This is a genomic window from Streptomyces sp. NPDC096310, assembly GCF_044763125.1.
Classification (GTDB): Bacteria; Actinomycetota; Actinomycetes; order Streptomycetales; family Streptomycetaceae; genus Streptomyces.
In genome coordinates this window covers 12,170-28,703 of the sequence record NZ_JBIWFO010000019.1, presented here as the reverse complement: position 1 = coordinate 28,703, position 16,534 = coordinate 12,170, and the positions used below count along the sequence as shown (strand labels likewise).

The 16,534-nt window shown below is 71.8% G+C and carries 16 protein-coding genes; 11 read left to right on the top strand and 5 right to left on the bottom strand.

The features are described from left to right. Positions 1 to 67: 67 nt before the first annotated feature. The 6 genes from ACIQ7D_RS27930 to ACIQ7D_RS27905 all read left to right on the top strand — a co-directional run bounded on the left by ACIQ7D_RS27930 (position 68) and on the right by ACIQ7D_RS27905 (position 6,750). Positions 68 to 1,807 carry an ABC transporter ATP-binding protein gene (locus ACIQ7D_RS27930; RefSeq protein WP_403942253.1) on the top strand — a complete coding sequence of 580 codons (1,740 nt, stop codon included), beginning with the start codon at positions 68 to 70 and terminating at the stop codon, positions 1,805 to 1,807. Then, on the top strand, positions 1,804 to 3,000 hold the full coding sequence (locus tag ACIQ7D_RS27925; RefSeq protein WP_403942018.1) for an ABC transporter permease: 1,197 nt from the start codon (positions 1,804 to 1,806) through the stop codon (positions 2,998 to 3,000). The genes ACIQ7D_RS27930 and ACIQ7D_RS27925 overlap by 4 nt, the downstream gene beginning before the upstream one ends. Beyond that, positions 2,997 to 4,268 (top strand): ABC transporter permease, encoded by a 1,272-nt coding sequence (locus ACIQ7D_RS27920; RefSeq protein ID WP_403942016.1) that lies wholly within the window; start codon positions 2,997 to 2,999, stop codon positions 4,266 to 4,268. Before ACIQ7D_RS27925 ends, ACIQ7D_RS27920 begins: the two co-directional genes overlap by 4 nt. After that, positions 4,265 to 4,711, top strand: coding sequence for a cytidine deaminase (locus tag ACIQ7D_RS27915; RefSeq protein WP_403942014.1), 447 nt, complete (start codon positions 4,265 to 4,267; stop codon positions 4,709 to 4,711). The genes ACIQ7D_RS27920 and ACIQ7D_RS27915 overlap by 4 nt, the downstream gene beginning before the upstream one ends. Positions 4,712 to 4,793: 82 nt before the next feature. Next, positions 4,794 to 6,071: a thymidine phosphorylase gene (locus ACIQ7D_RS27910; protein WP_403942012.1), complete on the top strand. Its 1,278-nt coding sequence runs from the start codon at positions 4,794 to 4,796 to the stop codon at positions 6,069 to 6,071. Between the two features lie 94 nt (positions 6,072 to 6,165). Next, the gene (locus tag ACIQ7D_RS27905) at positions 6,166 to 6,750 is read left to right on the top strand and encodes a Uma2 family endonuclease (protein ID WP_399290677.1); all 585 of its coding nucleotides are present in this window, start codon (positions 6,166 to 6,168) and stop codon (positions 6,748 to 6,750) included. Here the strand turns inward: ACIQ7D_RS27905 and ACIQ7D_RS27900 are convergent. Continuing rightward, positions 6,743 to 7,429, bottom strand: a complete 687-nt coding sequence (locus tag ACIQ7D_RS27900) for an HAD family hydrolase (protein WP_403942009.1) — start codon at positions 7,427 to 7,429, stop codon at positions 6,743 to 6,745. The genes ACIQ7D_RS27905 and ACIQ7D_RS27900 overlap by 8 nt on opposite strands. A gap of 100 nt (positions 7,430 to 7,529) precedes the next feature. Between ACIQ7D_RS27900 and ACIQ7D_RS27895 the strand changes: the two genes are divergently transcribed. The 3 genes from ACIQ7D_RS27895 to ACIQ7D_RS27885 all read left to right on the top strand — a co-directional run bounded on the left by ACIQ7D_RS27895 (position 7,530) and on the right by ACIQ7D_RS27885 (position 9,859). Further along, positions 7,530 to 7,838, top strand: coding sequence for an STAS domain-containing protein (locus ACIQ7D_RS27895; protein WP_403942007.1), 309 nt, complete (start codon positions 7,530 to 7,532; stop codon positions 7,836 to 7,838). A gap of 120 nt (positions 7,839 to 7,958) precedes the next feature. After that, positions 7,959 to 8,111 (top strand): hypothetical protein, encoded by a 153-nt coding sequence (locus ACIQ7D_RS27890; RefSeq protein WP_403942004.1) that lies wholly within the window; start codon positions 7,959 to 7,961, stop codon positions 8,109 to 8,111. A 107-nt stretch (positions 8,112 to 8,218) separates the two neighbouring features. Next, entirely contained in the window at positions 8,219 to 9,859 is a 1,641-nt protein-coding gene (locus tag ACIQ7D_RS27885; RefSeq protein ID WP_403942003.1) for a carboxylesterase/lipase family protein, read from the top strand. A gap of 67 nt (positions 9,860 to 9,926) precedes the next feature. On the opposite strand, the gene ACIQ7D_RS27880 is transcribed toward ACIQ7D_RS27885, so the two are convergent. From ACIQ7D_RS27880 to ACIQ7D_RS27870, 3 genes are all read right to left on the bottom strand, one after another. Continuing rightward, the gene (locus tag ACIQ7D_RS27880; RefSeq protein WP_403942001.1) at positions 9,927 to 10,910 is read right to left on the bottom strand and encodes a sigma-70 family RNA polymerase sigma factor; all 984 of its coding nucleotides are present in this window, start codon (positions 10,908 to 10,910) and stop codon (positions 9,927 to 9,929) included. A 105-nt stretch (positions 10,911 to 11,015) separates the two neighbouring features. Then, positions 11,016 to 11,723: a L,D-transpeptidase family protein gene (locus ACIQ7D_RS27875; protein ID WP_403941998.1), complete on the bottom strand. Its 708-nt coding sequence runs from the start codon at positions 11,721 to 11,723 to the stop codon at positions 11,016 to 11,018. A gap of 116 nt (positions 11,724 to 11,839) precedes the next feature. Beyond that, positions 11,840 to 13,126: an MFS transporter gene (locus ACIQ7D_RS27870; protein ID WP_403941995.1), complete on the bottom strand. Its 1,287-nt coding sequence runs from the start codon at positions 13,124 to 13,126 to the stop codon at positions 11,840 to 11,842. A gap of 302 nt (positions 13,127 to 13,428) precedes the next feature. Between ACIQ7D_RS27870 and ACIQ7D_RS27865 the strand changes: the two genes are divergently transcribed. Further along, complete coding sequence (locus tag ACIQ7D_RS27865) at positions 13,429 to 14,340, top strand: LysR substrate-binding domain-containing protein (protein ID WP_403942250.1); 912 nt, start codon at positions 13,429 to 13,431, stop codon at positions 14,338 to 14,340. A 7-nt stretch (positions 14,341 to 14,347) separates the two neighbouring features. Here ACIQ7D_RS27865 and ACIQ7D_RS27860 read toward each other — a convergent pair whose 3' ends face one another. Then, a complete protein-coding gene (locus ACIQ7D_RS27860) occupies positions 14,348 to 15,076 on the bottom strand; it encodes an alpha/beta hydrolase (RefSeq protein ID WP_403942248.1) in 729 nt (242 codons plus the stop codon). Positions 15,077 to 15,277: 201 nt separating this feature from the next. Between ACIQ7D_RS27860 and ACIQ7D_RS27855 the strand changes: the two genes are divergently transcribed. Beyond that, complete coding sequence (locus tag ACIQ7D_RS27855) at positions 15,278 to 16,411, top strand: adenosine deaminase (protein WP_403941994.1); 1,134 nt, start codon at positions 15,278 to 15,280, stop codon at positions 16,409 to 16,411. Positions 16,412 to 16,534 lie beyond the last annotated feature (123 nt).

Sequence of the window (16,534 nt, the reverse complement as noted above, 5' to 3'; positions counted from 1 at the left end):
CATCCCTCATGTTCTGGCAGCGCTAAGCGTGTTGACGGCCCTCCGGCGCGATAGCTTCACCCCCGCCCTGCCCCCGCAGCCTCACCCCCCGCTCCTTCCCCGCCGAGGAGAGTGCGTCATCAACGCGTCCAGCAGTCCGCCCAGCAGCCCCCCGAGCCCGCCCGCGACCCCGGAGACCGCCGAGCGCCCCGCGCCCGTCGCGCCGCCCGCCGTGCGGCTCCAGGGGATCACCAAGCGCTTTCCCGGTGTCGTCGCCAACCACGACATCGACATCACCATCCGCAAGGGCACCGTCCACGCCCTCGTGGGCGAGAACGGGGCCGGCAAGTCGACCCTGATGAAGATCCTCTACGGCATGCAGAAGCCGGACGAGGGCACCATCACCGTCGACGGCGAACAGGCCGTCTTCGGCAGCCCCGCCGACGCCATCGCGCGCGGCATCGGCATGGTCCACCAGCACTTCATGCTCGCCGACAACCTCACCGTCCTGGAGAACGTCGTTCTCGGCGGCGAGAAGCTGCACGGCATCGGCACCAAGGCGCGCCGGAAGATCAAGGAGATCTCCGAGGCGTACGGACTCGGCGTGCGCCCCGACGCGCTCGTCGAGGACCTCGGCGTCGCCGACCGCCAGCGCGTGGAGATCCTCAAGGTCCTCTACCGCGGCGCCCGCATCCTGATCCTCGACGAGCCCACCGCCGTCCTCGTACCGCAGGAGGTCGACGCGCTCTTCGACAACCTGCGGGAGCTGAAGGCCGAGGGCCTCACCGTCATCTTCATCTCGCACAAGCTGGGCGAGGTGCTGTCCGTCGCCGACGACATCACCGTCATACGCCGCGGTACGACCGTGGGCACCGCCGACCCGGCGCGCACCACGACCAAGCAGCTCGCCGAGCTGATGGTCGGCAGCGAGCTGCCCTCGCCGGAGACCCGGGAGTCCACCGTCACGGACGTCCCCGTGCTCACCGTCGACGCGCTGCGGCTCACCGCCACCGACCCCGACGGCGTCGTCCGCGAGGTCCTGGACGGGATCGGCTTCACCATCCACCGCGGCGAGGTCCTGGGCATCGCCGGCGTCGAGGGCAACGGCCAGACCGAGCTGATCGAGGCGCTGATGGGGATGCGCGACCCCGACGGCGGCGCGATCACCCTCGGCACCGAGGACATCTCCCACGCCCCCACCCGCAAGCGGCGCGAGGACGGCATCGGCTACATCCCCGAGGACCGGCACCGCCACGGCCTGCTGCTGGAGTCCCCGCTCTGGGAGAACCGCATCCTCGGCCATGTCACCGAGCGGCCCAACAGCCGCGGCGGCCTCCTCGACCTCAAGGCCGCCCGCGCCGACACCGAGCGGATCGTGCGCGAGTACGACGTCCGCACCCCCGGCATCGAGGTCACCGCGGCCTCCCTGTCCGGCGGCAACCAGCAGAAGCTGATCGTCGGCCGCGAGATGAGCCACCACCCCAAGCTGCTGATCGCCGCGCACCCCACCCGCGGGGTGGACGTCGGCGCGCAGGCGCAGATCTGGGACCAGATCCGCGAGGCGCGCCGCGAGGGCCTGGCCGTGCTCCTGGTCTCCGCCGACCTCGACGAGCTGATCGGGCTCTCCGACACGCTGCGGGTGATGTACCGCGGCCGGCTCGTCGCCGACGCGGACCCCGCCACCATCACCCCGGAGGAGCTGGGCTCGGCCATGACGGGCGCCGCCACCGGTCACCTTGAAGCGGCGGACGCCCCGGAGGCCCCCGGGGCGCCGGCGGCGGCACAGGCAGCAGCGGAGAGCACGGTCCCGGAGGACGACGCCCGATGAAGAAATTCGACAAGGACCGGCTGATCCTGGGGTTCGCGGGACCGGTGCTCGCACTCGTCGTCGCCCTCGCCCTCACCACGGTGGTGCTGCTCGTCTCGGGCACCAACCCGTGGGAGCCGTACCGCATCATGTTCGAGTCGGCCTCGTACGTCGACGTACAGGTGCTGATCGTCAACCAGGCCGGTACGTACTACCTGGCCGCCCTCGCCGTGGCCATCGGCTTCCGGATGAACCTGTTCAACATCGGGGTCGACGGCCAGTACCGGCTCGCCGCGATGACCGCCGCGCTCGTCGGCGCCAGTGTCGACCTGCCGGGGCCGCTCCAGATCGCCCTGATCGTGGTCGTCGCGATGCTCGTCGGCGCCCTCTGGTCCGGGATCGCGGGCATCCTCAAGACGACCCGCGGGGTGAGCGAGGTCGTCTCCACGATCATGCTCAACTCCATCGCCACCAGCCTGGTCGCCTGGCTGATCCTGCCGAAGAACTTCGGCGTCCAGCCCGCCGGCTCCAACAACCTCACCACCGGCGACATCCCGGAGTCCGGCTGGTTCCCCGGCCTGAACATGGGCGCCGAGGCCGGTGAGATCTACGGCTTCACCTTCGTCGCCGCGGCCTGCGGCATCGTCTACTGGTTCGTCCTCGGCCGGACCCGCTTCGGCTTCGACCTGCGCGCCACCGGCGCCAGCGAGAGCGCGGCCCAGGCCTCCGGCGTCGACGCCAAGAAGATGATCCTCACCGCGATGCTAGTCTCCGGCGGCATCGCCGGACTCGCCGGGATGCCGACCCTGCTGGGCGACGCCCACACGTACAGTCTCGACTTCCCCACCGGCGTCGGCTTCACCGGCATCACCATCGCGCTGCTGGGCCGGAACAACCCGCTGGGCATCGCGTTCAGCGCGCTGCTGATCGCCTTCCTCGACAAGTCGTCGGCCTCCCTCGACCAGTTCGGGTACGAGAAGGAGATCGCCACGATCATGCAGGGCCTGATCGTGATCTCGGTCGTGGTCAGCTACGAACTCGTCCGCCGCTACGGGCTCCGCCGCCAGCAGCAGAAGGTCGGCGAGGAACTCGCCGCGGGCGGCGCCCTCGCCACCACCGGGACCCCGCCGGACCACGGCCCGTCGGACAGCGACACCCCGGCCACCGGCCCGTCGGGCAACGACAAGACCGAGAAGGAGGGGTCCGCGCTGTGACCACGACCACGAGCACCGTCTCCGCCACGAGCGCCGCCCCCAGGAAGGGCGGTGGCCGGCCCACCCTCTCCCTGCCCGTCATCCTGCTGATCGTCGCCGGCGCGCTCGCCCTGGTCTCGCTCGTACGGCTGATCAGCGGAGCCGAGGACATCACCTCCGTCGGCCAGGTGGCCGGCGCGCTCGAACTCGCCATCCCCATCGGCCTCGCCGGACTCGGCGGCCTGTGGGCCGAGCGCGCGGGCGTCGTCAACATCGGCCTCGAAGGGATGATGGTCCTCGGCACCTGGTTCGGCGCCTGGGCCGGCTACCAGTGGGGCCCCTGGACCGGTGTCCTCTTCGGCATCATCGGCGGCGCCCTCGGCGGACTGCTGCACGCCGTCGTCACCGTCTCCTTCGGCGTGAACCACATCGTCTCCGGTGTGGCCATCAACATCCTCGCCGTCGGCGCCACCCGCTACCTCTCCAAGTTCACCTTCGACGCGGCCGAGGGCGGCTCCTCCAAGCAGTCCCCCCGCGTCGACCCGATCACCGAGATCACCGTCCCCGGGCTCTCCGACTGGATGCAGGACCTCCAGGCCAGACACTGGTTCCTCGTCTCCGACCTCGCGGGCCTGGTCGGCGGCCTGGTCACCGGCCTCTCGCTGCTCACCGTCGTCGCCCTGCTGCTGATCCCGGGCACCTGGTGGCTGCTGTGGCGCACCGCGTTCGGCCTGCGGCTGCGCTCCTGCGGCGAGAACCCCGTCGCCGCCGAATCCCTCGGCGTCAACGTCTACAAGTACAAGTACATCGCCGTCGTCGTCTCCGGCGGTCTCGCCGGGCTCGGCGGCGCCTTCCTCGCCATCGTCTCCACCGGCATCTACCAGGAGGGCCAGACCGGCGGGCGCGGCTACATCGGCCTCGCCGCGATGATCTTCGGCAACTGGATGCCGGGCGGCATGGCCCTGGGCGCCGGGCTCTTCGGCTTCACCGACAGCCTCAAGCTGCGCGGCGGCGCCGAGAACGTCCACGCGATGCTGCTGCTCCTCGCGATCCTGCTGGTGCTGGTCCTCTGCTGGCAGCTCTACAAGAAGAAGTACGTGCCCGCGGTGATCTCCGCGGCCGTCTCCGCGCTGCTCTTCGTCTGGTACGGCCTCACCGACCAGGTGCCCAGCCAGTTCGTGGACGCCGCGCCGTACGTCACCACGCTGCTGGTCCTCGCGCTCTCCGCGCAACGGCTCAGGATGCCCAAGGCGGACGGACTCCCGTACCGGAAGGGCCAGGGCAAGTGACGGCCCCGGACGGGACGGCCGGGGTGGACTGGGAGGCGCTGCGGGCGGCGGCGCGGGACGCGATGTCCCGCGCGTACGCCCCGTACTCCGGCTACCCGGTCGGCGTCGCGGCGCTCGCGGTGACCGACGACGGCGGTACGGCCCGCACGCTCACCGGCTGCAATGTCGAGAACGCCTCGTACGGTCTCGGGCTCTGCGCCGAGTGCGGGCTGATCTCCGCGCTCCAGCTCAGCGGCGGCGGCCGGCTCACCCACTTCACCTGCGTCGACGGCGCGGGCGAGGTGCTGGTGCCGTGCGGGCGCTGCCGCCAGCTCCTGTACGAGTTCGGCGGCCCGGAGCTGGTCATGGAGACCCCGGACGGGATCCGTACGCTTGCCGACATGCTTCCGCAGGCCTTCGGCCCCGGGCACCTCACCAACCGCCCGCCGGAGCGCACCCACTGAACCCGGCCCCGGCCCCGCCGCGATCCGGCGGCGCCGGGGCCGCTGTACGTACGTAGTCGAACGCAAGGATCAAAGGACCGCCATGGACGTCATCTCCGTCATCCGCACCAAGCGCGACCGGGGCGAACTGAGCCCGGAGCAGATCGACTGGGTGATCGACGCCTACACGCGCGGCGAGGTCGCCGACGAACAGATGTCGGCGCTGGCGATGGCCATCCTGCTCAACGGCATGAACCGAACGGAGATCGCCCGCTGGACCGCCGCCATGATCGCCTCCGGCGAGCGCATGGACTTCTCCGCGCTGTCGCGCCCCACGGCCGACAAGCACTCCACGGGCGGCGTCGGCGACAAGATCACACTTCCGCTGGCCCCGCTGGTCGCCGCGTGCGGCGCCGCCGTACCGCAGCTCAGCGGACGCGGCCTCGGCCACACCGGCGGCACCCTCGACAAGCTGGAGTCCATCCCCGGCTGGCGGGCGCTGCTCTCCAACGCCGAGATGCTGGACGTCCTCGACACCACCGGCGCGGTCATCTGCGCGGCGGGCGACGGACTGGCCCCCGCCGACAAGAAGCTGTACGCGCTCCGGGACGTCACCGGCACCGTCGAGGCGATCCCGCTGATCGCCTCCTCGATCATGTCCAAGAAGATCGCCGAGGGAACCGGCTCGCTGGTCCTGGACGTCAAGGTCGGCTCCGGCGCCTTCATGAAGACTCTTCGGGACGCCCGCGAACTCGCCTCCACCATGGTCGGCCTGGGCACCGACCACGGTGTACGGACGGTCGCGCTGCTCACCGACATGGCCACCCCGCTCGGTCTCACCGCCGGCAACGCCCTGGAGGTCCGCGAGTCCGTCGAGGTCCTGGCGGGCGGCGGCCCGGCCGATGTCGTGGAACTGACCCTCGCCCTGGCCCGCGAAATGCTCGACGCGGCGGGCCTGACCGATGCCGACCCGGCGAGGGCCCTCGCCGACGGCTCCGCGATGGACGTCTGGCGCCGCATGATCGCGGCCCAGGGCGGCGACCCGGACGCGGCCCTCCCGGTCGCCCGCGAACAGCAGACCGTCACGGCCCCGGCCTCGGGCGTCCTGACCCGCCTGGACGCGTACGGCGTCGGCGTCGCCGCCTGGCGCCTGGGCGCGGGCCGCGCCCGCAAGGAGGACCCGGTCCAGGCGGGCGCGGGCGTCGAACTCCACGCGAAGCCGGGCGATCACATCACGGCGGGCCAGCCTCTGCTGACCCTGCACACGGACACCCCGGAGAAGTTCGCGTACGCGGCCGGGGCGCTGGAGGGCGCGTACGACATCAGCCCGGCGGGCACGGCGTACGAGACCACGCCGGTGGTGCGGGAACGTATCGCCTGACCTGCGGTTTCCTCATTCGGGTGAACGGGACCGGTGGACGGCCACCGGTCCCGTTCGGCATGCTGGAATCGGTGACACAACGAAGGAGACCGCCATGAGCGCACTCACCGTCGACCACGAGCCCGAGCCGGGCTGGGACGACCTCGTCCGTCTCTGGAAGGAGAAGGACGCACCCGAGGGCTGCAAGGTGGAGATCATCGAGGGGATCATCACCGTGTCACCGACGCCGTCCTGGGATCACAATTCGACTGCCTTTCTGTTGCTGCTTCGACTCGCGGCGGTGATCCCGAGCGACTGGAGAATCTTCCAGACCCAGGAAGCGGCGGTACCGGGTCGCAAGGGCCTCTACATCCCCGACCTGATGGTGGCGGCGGAGGAGGACCGGCCCGCCCCCGGGGACCTGTTCCCCGTGAGCCGGGCGAAGCTCGTCGTAGAGATCACCTCACGCAGCAACGCCAACCACGACCGCATCGCCAAGACGCGCGGCTACGCCCAGGCCGGAGTTCCGCTCTACCTGCTCCTCGACCCTTGGGTGTCGGACAGCCCGACCGCGACGCTCTACGGCGAGCCCGAGGGCGGCACGTACCGCACGCTTCAGGCGGTCGAGTACGGGGGCAAGCTCACCCTCCCCGCCCCCTTCGACCTGGCCATCGACACCTCCGAGCTGCCTGTCAGCTAACTGGCCGGCCCGCCAGCAGCCCCGGCAGCTCCCGCATGTCCTCGAAGACGACCGTCCCCGGCCCCGCCAGCTTGTGCGGGGCCGTCAGGCCGCCCGCGTAGCCGAACGCGCGCATGCCCGCCGCGCGGGCCGCCGTCACGCCGTACGCGCTGTCCTCCACGACCGCGCAGCGCTCCGGGGCCACGCCCATCGTGCGGGCCGCGTGGAGGAAGAGGTCCGGGGCGGGCTTGCCCCGGGGGACATCGGAGGCGCTGAAGATACGGCCCTCGAAGTGGTGGTGGAGGCCCGTGGTCGTCAGGTTGCGGCGGATGGTGGCGTGGCCGCCGTTCGAGGCGAGGCAGAAGGGAAGGCCGAGGGCTTCCAGCGTCTCGGCGACGCCGTCGATCGCGGTCAGCTCCGCGTCGAACGCCTCCTGGTAGAGGTGTTCGTACGCGCGGTGCCAGCCCGGCTCCAGCGGGCGGCCGAGGCGCTGTTCGACGGCCGCGTCGTAGATCTCCCCCGAGGAGCCGACGAAGGTCTCGACGATCTCCTCCTCGGTGAAGTGGCAGCCCAGCGCGGCGAAGACCTGCGCGTCCACGCGGACGCATATCCGCTCGCTGTCCACCAGGACACCGTCGCAGTCGAAGATCACCAGCTCGACAGGGGCCTGTTCGGCGTGTTCGACAGGGGCATGGGTCATGACCGGCAGCGTACGGGCTGTGCACGGGGCGTTGCGATGAGTTCCGGGCGTGGGATCGGTCTCCTTTCACGTGGACGCAGGTGATCCGATCGTTCTTGTCGTGGCGGGCCACGTCACCCCCGGCGACGTGCCCCGGCTCCGTGCCGAGCTGGGCGCGCGGCTGTACGGGGCCGAGGGGGCCGGCGTCGTCTGTGACGTCGGCGGGCTCCGCCGGCCGAACCTGGCCGCCGTCCATGTCCTGGCCGCGCTCCAGCTCGACGCCCGCAGACAGGGCAGCCGGCTGCGGCTGCGCGGGGTGGGGCGCGAACTGCGGCTGCTGCTGGATCTGGTGGGGCTCGCCGGGCGGGACGGGGCGCCGCTCGGGCTCGGCGACGAGGAGGACGGACGGGGCCGGGAGGCGCGGGAATAGGATGCCCGGCATGGCCGAGCCGACTTCAGCCGGGTCCTGGCGCCCGGCGGACTTCTTCTGCTCGGTTTCCACGTCGGGGACGAGCGGCGGCGCAAGAAGGAGGGGTACGGCGGCCACCCCATGTCCCTCGACGTCCATCTGCTGCCGATCGAACGGGTCGCCGCTCTGGCGGAGCGCGCCGGGCTCGTCGTGGACGCCACGCTGGTGAGAGATCTGGACGGTACGGGGGCTCCACAGGGCTGCCTCCTGGTCCGTAAGAGGTCACGCGGATAGACGGGGGGTGTCCGGAACCCGGCCGCGCGGCTCGGACGTTGCCGTAGTGCGTCGTGTACGGCGTACCCCGTCGGCCGGCCCGGCCGGCCCGGCCGAGAGGACCTCCGATGACCGCTGCCGACCTCGACCCGGACCCCAACTCCCACCCCGATTCGGTGGGAACGGCGACCGGGTCCGATCCTGGCACGGAACTGAGCATCGCGACCGGAAGACTGCGGGGCCGCCGGGAGGGCGGCGTCGCCGTCTTCCGTGGCATTCCCTACGCACAACCGCCGGTGGGCGCACTGCGGTTCGCGGCGCCGAGCCCCGCCGCCGGCTGGGCGGGGGTGCGGGACGCGGGGGCGTACGGGCCCTCGTGCCCGCAGGCCGAGGTGCCGGTCCGGCTCACCCGGTCGAGCGGTGACGCGGACGACGGGGGCCCCGGGGCGGCGCCGGACGAGTGGCTGACCGTCAACGTCTGGTCGCCCGCGCTCCCCGGCACCGTCACGGACCCCGATGTCCGGTTGCCGGTCATGGTGTGGATCCACGGCGGCGCCTACATGTCGGGGACCGCGGGCGACCCCGGCTACGACGGCGGGCGGCTCGCGCGCGAGGGCGGCGTTGTGGTGGTCACCCTCAACTACCGTCTCGGGGTGGAGGGTTTCGCCTGGATCGAGGGGGCGCCCGCCAACCGGGGGCTGCTCGACCAGGTCGCCGCACTGGAGTGGGTACGGGACAACATCGGCGCGTTCGGCGGTGACCCGGGCCGTGTCACCGTCTTCGGGGAGTCGGCGGGCGCCGGGTCGGTGGCCGCGCTGCTGGTCATGGAGCGGGCCGCCGGGCTCTTCGCGCGGGCCATCGCCCAGAGCGTCCCGGGAACGTACTTCTCGTCGGAGCTGGCGGCGGACATCTCCACGGAGATCGCCGCCGAGCTGGGCCCGGGCATCCGGCCGACGGCCCGGGAGCTGGCGGAGTTCGCACCGGACCGGCTGGTCGCGGCGGGCGCCGCCACGGCCGGCAAGATGCGCGGGTGGGAGGAGCGCTGGGGCGGGGTCGCCCGTACGGGAGCGCCGTACTCACCGGTCGTCGACGGCGAGGTGCTGCCCCGCGCGCCCTGGGAGGCGCTGGCGGACGGGGCAGCCTCGGACGTCGAGCTGATCGTCGGGCACAACCGCGACGAGTTCCGGCTGTTCGCCGCCCTGAGCGGGCAGCTCGGCCGGATCACCGAGGAGCAGGCCCGTGCCGCGTTCAGCGCCTTCGGTCCGGTGGCCGACAGCGCGGCGGCCTACCGCGCCGCCCACCCGGACGCCGACGCCGAGCAGCTGCACGAACTCGTCTTCTCCGACTGGCTGTTCCGGATGCCGAGCCTGCGTCTCGCACAGGCGCAGGTGGCCGGGAGCGGCAGGGCCCGCGTCTACGAACTGACCTGGCAGGCGCCCGGGATGGGCGGCGTCCTCGGGGCCTGCCACGCCCTCGACGTACCGCTGACCTTCGGCAATCTCACGAGCGGGCTCGCGCCGATGCTGATCGGGCCGGAGCCGCCGGCCGAGGCGGAGACCCTGTCGGCCCGCCTGCGCGCCGCGTGGACGGCCTTCGCGTCCGACCGGCTCACCGACGAGGACTGGCCCCGGTACGACCCGAAGGAGCGCCAGGTCCTCGTCCTCGACGGCGGGGAGAACGCGATCGCCGCCTATCCCGAGGAGGACTCCCGTCTGCTCTGGGAGTCCCATCTGTTCACGGCCCTGCCCCTGCCGGGGGAGAAGGAGTGAACTGACCGGCCGGAGAAGCCGGTTCGGGCCGGGACGCCATCCGCGTGGCGCCCCGGCCCGCACGCGGCTACTCCTTCTCCAGCCTCATCGGCAGGTCGAAGAGCGGGAACCACCGCGCGGTGTCCAGGAAGCAGTGCATCGTGGAGATCCGGCCGTTCTCGATCTCGATGATCTGGAGCGCCCACGGCACGTACGCGTCGCCCGACTCCGTGGGCTTGTAGTGGGCGAAGGCCGGAGTGCCGTTGGCGAACGTCGGCAGCAGCCGCGAGCCGCGGCACGCGGCGCCTGGGCCGAGCATCCAGGCCACGATGTCGTCGTGTCCCTGGAGCCACAGGTCGAACGGCGGCATCGTGAACTTGGCGTCGTCGTGGAGCAGCGCGGTCAGCGCCTTCATGTCGTAGCCCTCGAAGGCCGTGACATACCGCTCCAGCAGCGCCTTCTGCTCCTCGTCCAGGGGGTCCGAGGTCTCCGTCGTGGCCGGTTCCGACTCGGCGATCGTCGCGCGGGCCCGCTGGAGCGCGCTGTTGACCGACGCGACCGTCGTGTCCAGCAGTTCGGCGACCTCGCTCGCCTTCCACGCCAGCACCTCGCGCAGGATCAGCACCGCCCGCTGTTTCGGCGGGAGGTGCTGGAGCGCGGCGACGAACGCCAGCCGGATCGTTTCCCGGGACACCGCGGCCTCCGCCGGGTCCGCCATCGACGGCAGGACCCGGCCGTCCGGCACCGGCTCCAGCCAGACGATCTCCGGCTGGGGGTTGAGCTGCGCCTGCGCCACCGGAGTCGGGCCGCTGAGGTCCATCGGGCGGGCCCGGCGGTTGCCCGCCGTGAGCATGTCCAGACAGACGTTCGTCGCGATGCGGTAGAGCCAGGACCGGAGCGAGGAGCGGCCCTCGAACTTGTCGAAGCTCTTCCACGCGCGCACCATCGTGTCCTGGACGGCGTCCTCGGCCTCGAACGCCGAGCCGAGCATCCGGTAGCAGTAGCCGGTCAGCTCCGTACGGTGCTTCTCCAGCCGCACGTCCAGATCTTGTGTAGCGGCACTCTCGCTCACGGCGTCACCCCGGCAGCCCGTTGAATCCAGTTCTGGTCCCGTCCTGATCCAGTCTCCCGGAAGCCGCCGCCCCGTGCCGACAAATGGCGTGAATTCGCCGTTTGCTCAGGTTCCCGGCTTGCGCCCGTACACGTACACCTCGTCGCCGTTCTTCAGCAGCGACCAGTACTTCACCGCGTCGGCCTTGGTCATGTTCACACAGCCGTGGGAGCCCGGCGGATTCCACATGCTGACGCCCACCGAGTGGAAGGCCTGGCCGCCGTCGAAGAACTGGCTGTACGGCATGGGCACGTGGTAGATCGACGAGACATGGTCCTTGTGGCGCCAGTAGACCTTCTTCAGCCCGGTCCTGGTCTCGTAGCCGTCCCGGCCGGTACGCACCGGCACCGGGCCGTACACCAGCTTCTTGCCGTCCTGGACCCAACTGAGCTGCCGAGTGAGGTCGACGCAGGCGATCCGCCCCTTGTTCGTGGGGCACTTCCCGGCCGCGTTGGGGGTCTTGCCCGCCGCTTTCTGCTTGTTCATCAGGTCCATCACGCCCCAGGTGACGGGGCCCGCGTAACCGATGTTCGGAGTGATGCCGTGCTTCGTCTGGAAGGCCCGGACGGCCGTGCAGTCGGCGGTGGACTGCTTGCCGTCCGCCGGCCGGCCCAGGAACTTCTCGACCTGCTTCTGGTACGGACCCGTACCGGACGTGCACGACGCGGCCTGCGCGGGCGCGGCGCCCGCCACCGACACGGCCAGTGGTACGACGAGCCCCGCGATCCCCGCGGCCACGGCCCCTCTGCGCGATATCGGTCCTCTGCGACCCATGCGTCCCCGCCCCCTTCACCGCGCGCCGCCTCAAGGGCGCGTCCTGGAGGGCTAGACGGCCGAGGGGCGCGGGCAGTTGCCCTGAACGGAGCAGTGATGGGGCGTTCTTTACGGTTCTACGAAAGTGCCAGGTGCCGCTCGGCGCGCTCCGCCCGCGCGACCCGCGTCCCGTACAGGGTGATCGAGACGACCCCGAGGACCGCCGCAAGACCCAGCGCCACCGTCGCCGCCCAGCCGCCCGCGTGGAAGGCGACCGCGCCGAGCGTGCCGCCCGCGCTGCTGCCCAGGTAGTACGACGACTGGTAGAGCGCCGACGCCTGCGCGCGCGCCGTCTGCGCCGTGCGGCTCACGGAGGACGAGGCGACCGCGTGCCCGGCGAAGAAGCCCGCCGTGATCAGCACCAGCCCCAGCAGCACCACCGACAGCGCGTCCGACAGGGAGAGCAGCAGCCCCGTCGTCGTCGTCCCGACGGCCAGGTAGAGCGCGCCGCGCCGCCCCAGCCGCGCGACCAGCCGGCCGGCCGCCGCCGAGGAGACCGTACCCACGAGATAGACCAGGAAGATCGAGCCGATGACGCCCTGCGGCAGACTGAACGGCTCCTCCACCAGCCGGTATCCGATCACGGTGTAGACCGCGCCGAACACCACCATGAAGAGCCCGCCGATCGCGTACAGCCGGCGCAGCAGCGGATCGGAGAGATGGCCGCTCACCGTCCGCGCCAGCCCCCTCGGACTCAGCGAGCGCGGGCGGAAGTGCCGCGCCTTCGGCAGCAGGATCCGGAAGGCCACCGCGCACACCACGGCCATCAGACCGACCGCGCCCAGCGCCGCGCGCCAGCCCCAGAGCTGGGCGACCCAGCCGGTGACGATCCGGCCGCTCATACCGCCGACGCTGTTGCCCGCGACGAACAGCCCGATCGCGGCGACCAGCGCCTTCGGCCGTACCTCCTCCGCGAGAAACGCCATCGCGGAGGCCGGCAGCCCGGCGAGCGCCGCGCCCTGCACGGCGCGCAGCGCCACCAGCGACTCGACGTTCGGCGCGAACGGCACCAGCAGCCCGACCGCCACCGCGACCACCAGCGAGGCGGTCATCACCGTACGGCGCCCGTATCGCTCCGAGAGCGCGCTCAGCGGCAGGACGAAGACGGCCAGCGCGCCCGTCGCCGCCGAGACCGTCCAGCTCGCCTGACCCGCCGTCACACCGAGCCCGGCGGAGATCGCGGGCAGCAGCGCCTGCGTCGAGTAGAGGAGGGCGAAGGTCGCCACCCCGGCGGCGAAGAGCGCGAAGCTCATCCGGCGGTAGCCGGGCAGGCCGGGGGAGAGAAGCGAATCCGAGGAGTTCGGAGCGGACGGCGCGGCGGAGGCACCCGGGGTGGCGGGTGCCTCGGTACTGACTGAAGGCATACGTCGAACATAGGCAGCGCCTTCTCATGCGTCCAATGCATGGAATGGCGATAATCGTTCCCATGGTGCATGAGCAGAGGTCACAGGCTGAGCTGTCACAGAACAGTGACGAACAGGACATGGATCACACGCCCCCGAGCGCGGCCCCGCGAACGTCGCCTCGAACGTCGCCGAGGACGCCCGCGAACCCGTCCCCGAACCCGTCCCCGAACTCGCCCTCGAACCCGGAGCGGGGACCGTCGGCCCCGGACCGCAGACCCCCGGACCGGGACCCCGGCCCCCGGCCCCCGGCGGTCGCCGGCCTGGACCCCGGGTCCTGGTCCGCCGTCCTCGCCCCGCGCCTCGCCTCCTTCGCCGGGGTGGCCCGCCACGAACACGTCACCCGCGCCGCGCAGGACATGGGCGTCCCGCAGTCCACGCTCTCCCGGGCGATGGTCCGGCTCGAAGAGGACCTGGGCGTCGCCCTGTTCGCCCGCAAGGGCCGTACGGTCGCCCTCACCCACGCGGGGCGGGCGTTCCTCGGCTCCGTCGAACGCGCCCTCGGCGAGGTCGAGCGCGCCGCCGAATCCGTCCGCGCCGACGCCGACCCGGCCTCCGGCAAGGTCGCCTTCGGCTTCCTGCACACCATGGGCTCCGAGACCGTACCCGGCCTGATCAGGGCCTTCCGCGCCGACCACCCCCGGATCCGGTTCCAGCTCGTCCAGAACTACGGCGAGGCGATGATCGAGCGCCTGCGCGCGGGCGAACTCGACCTCTGTCTCACCTCACCGGTCCCCGACGCCCCCGACCTGGTCGCCCGCCGCCTCGACGAACAGCGGCTGCGCCTGGTGGTCCCCGACGACCACCGGCTCGCCCGGCGCCGCCGGGTACGCCTCGCCGAGGCCGCCGACGAAACGTTCGTCACCCTCGAACCCGGGTACGGGCTGCGCCGGATCACCGACGACCTCTGCGCCGAGGCGGGGTTCCGGCCGCGCGTCGCCTTCGAGGGCGAGGAGGCCGAGACACTGCGCGGCCTGGTCGCCGCGGGCCTGGGCGTCGCGCTGCTGCCGCCCCCGGCCGTGGCCCGCCCGGGCGTCGTCGAGCTGACGGTCACGGCGCCGCGCGCGGTACGGGAGATCGGCGTCGCCTGGCTCGACGGGCATCCGGACACCCCGCCGGTGGCCGCCTTCAAACGCTTTCTGCTCTCGCGCCGGGGTCAACTCCTGCCCGTATGACCGCCGGTCACGGCCGCAGCGACCGGCCGAACCCCGCCGCCAGCGGCATCCGCAGCCCCAGCGGCGGCGGCGCGGCCAGCGCGTCCGCCACCGGGCGCGAGTACGCCCGCGACAGCAGCGAACCCAGGACGAAGTCCGAGGCCAGCGCCAGGACTTCGGCATGGTGCTGGCGCAGCGCGTGGCCGTCGGAGTGGACCTCGAAGCGGCAGATGTCGCGGCTCGTCTTCTTGGCGCGCTCGGCCAGCCGGTAGGACAGCTCCGGGTCCGTGCGCGCGTCGGTGGTGCCGTGCATGATCAGCACCCGGCGCCCCACGAGCTGGCGTACCGGCTCCGGTTCGGCGGCCCGGTCGTCCTCCGGCAGCCACGGAGCCATCGCCAGTACGGAGTTGACGGCCGGATGGCCGGCGGCCCACAGCGCCGCCCGGCCGCCCATCCCGTGCCCCACCAGGCACACCGGCACGTCCCCGTACCGCCGTACGACCTCCTCCGCCGCCCAGCGGGCATCCGCGGCGAGATGCGCCTCCGTACCGTTCCAGCCGCGCCGCGCGTACCGCACCACATGTGCCACCAGCCCCTCCGGCGCGCCCGCCGAGGCCAGCGAGCGCGCGAGCGGCAGCATCCGGGCGTGGGCGAGGAGCGAGGCGCCCTTGGCCGAGACCGGTGCACCCGAAGGGAGGACGAGGATCACACCCCCCACCGCCGCGTCCGCGGCCGGTGCGGCGACCGCCCGTCCCAGTCGCGCCCGTGGCTCCGCGCGACGCGCGCGTGCCCCACCGTCCCGGCCTGCCGTACGTCCCCCCGGCGCGGGAACCGCCTGCTGTCCCATAACAGAACAGTCTCAGAAGGGCAGGTGTACGCCACCCGTCCGCGCGGTCACTGTTACGTATCGCCCAGCTGTACTCTACGCGCGTAGGGGGAGAGGCGTTAGAGTTCACGGATGACGAGCCCGACGTACCGTCCGCCCACCGCCGATCAGATCCGCCGCGCCCCCAAGGTCCTGCTCCACGACCATCTGGACGGCGGACTGCGTCCCGGCACGATCATCGATCTCGCCCGGGAGACCGGCTACGCGTCCCTGCCGGAGCACGAGTCCGACAAGCTCGGCCTCTGGTTCCGCGAGGCCGCCGACTCCGGGTCGCTGGAGCGCTATCTGGAGACCTTCGCCCACACCTGCGCCGTGATGCAGACCCGCGACGCCCTTTTCCGGGTCGCCGCCGAGTGTGCCCAGGACCTCGCCGAGGACGGCGTCGTCTACGCCGAGGTGCGGTACGCGCCCGAGCAGCACCTCGAAGGCGGGCTCACCCTCGAAGAGGTCGTCGAGGCCGTCAACGAGGGCTTCCGCGAAGGCGAGCTGCGCGCCCGCGCCGACGGCCACCGGATCCGCGTCGGCGCGCTGCTCACCGCGATGCGGCACGCGGCCCGCGCCCTGGAGATCGCCGAACTCGCCAACCGCTACCGGGACTCGGGCGTCGTCGGCTTCGACATCGCGGGCGCCGAGGCCGGCTTCCCGCCCACCCGGCATCTCGACGCGTTCGAGTACCTGAAGCGCGAGAACAACCACTTCACCATCCACGCCGGCGAGGCGTTCGGGCTCCCCTCCATCTGGCAGGCGCTCCAGTGGTGCGGCGCCGACCGGCTCGGCCACGGCGTGCGCATCATCGACGACATCGAGGTCGCGGAGGACGGCACGGTGAAGCTGGGCCGGCTCGCCGCGTACGTACGGGACAAGCGCGTCCCGCTGGAGATGTGCCCCAGCTCCAACCTCCAGACCGGCGCGGCCGCCTCGATCGCGGACCACCCCATCGGGCTGCTGCGCAAGCTGCACTTCCGCGCGACGGTCAACACCGACAACCGGCTGATGAGCGCCACGAGCATGAGCCGGGAGTTCGAGCTGCTGGTCGACGCCTTCACGTACACGCTCGACGACATGCAATGGTTCACAGTCAATGCGATGAAATCAGCATTCATTCCTTTCGATGAACGACTGGCCATGATCAATGACGTGATCAAGCCCGGATATGCCGAGCTGAAATCCGAATGGCTGTTTCGTCAGACCGCTGTGACCAGCTAAAACGCACGCTTCGCGGATCGAACAGCGGGAATCCGGAGTTATACCGGGCGGTCGGGAACACGTGTTTCCGGCCGCCGCCGGGTATTTGCGGGGCAGGTATGCGGCTGACTACCTTGCAGAGCC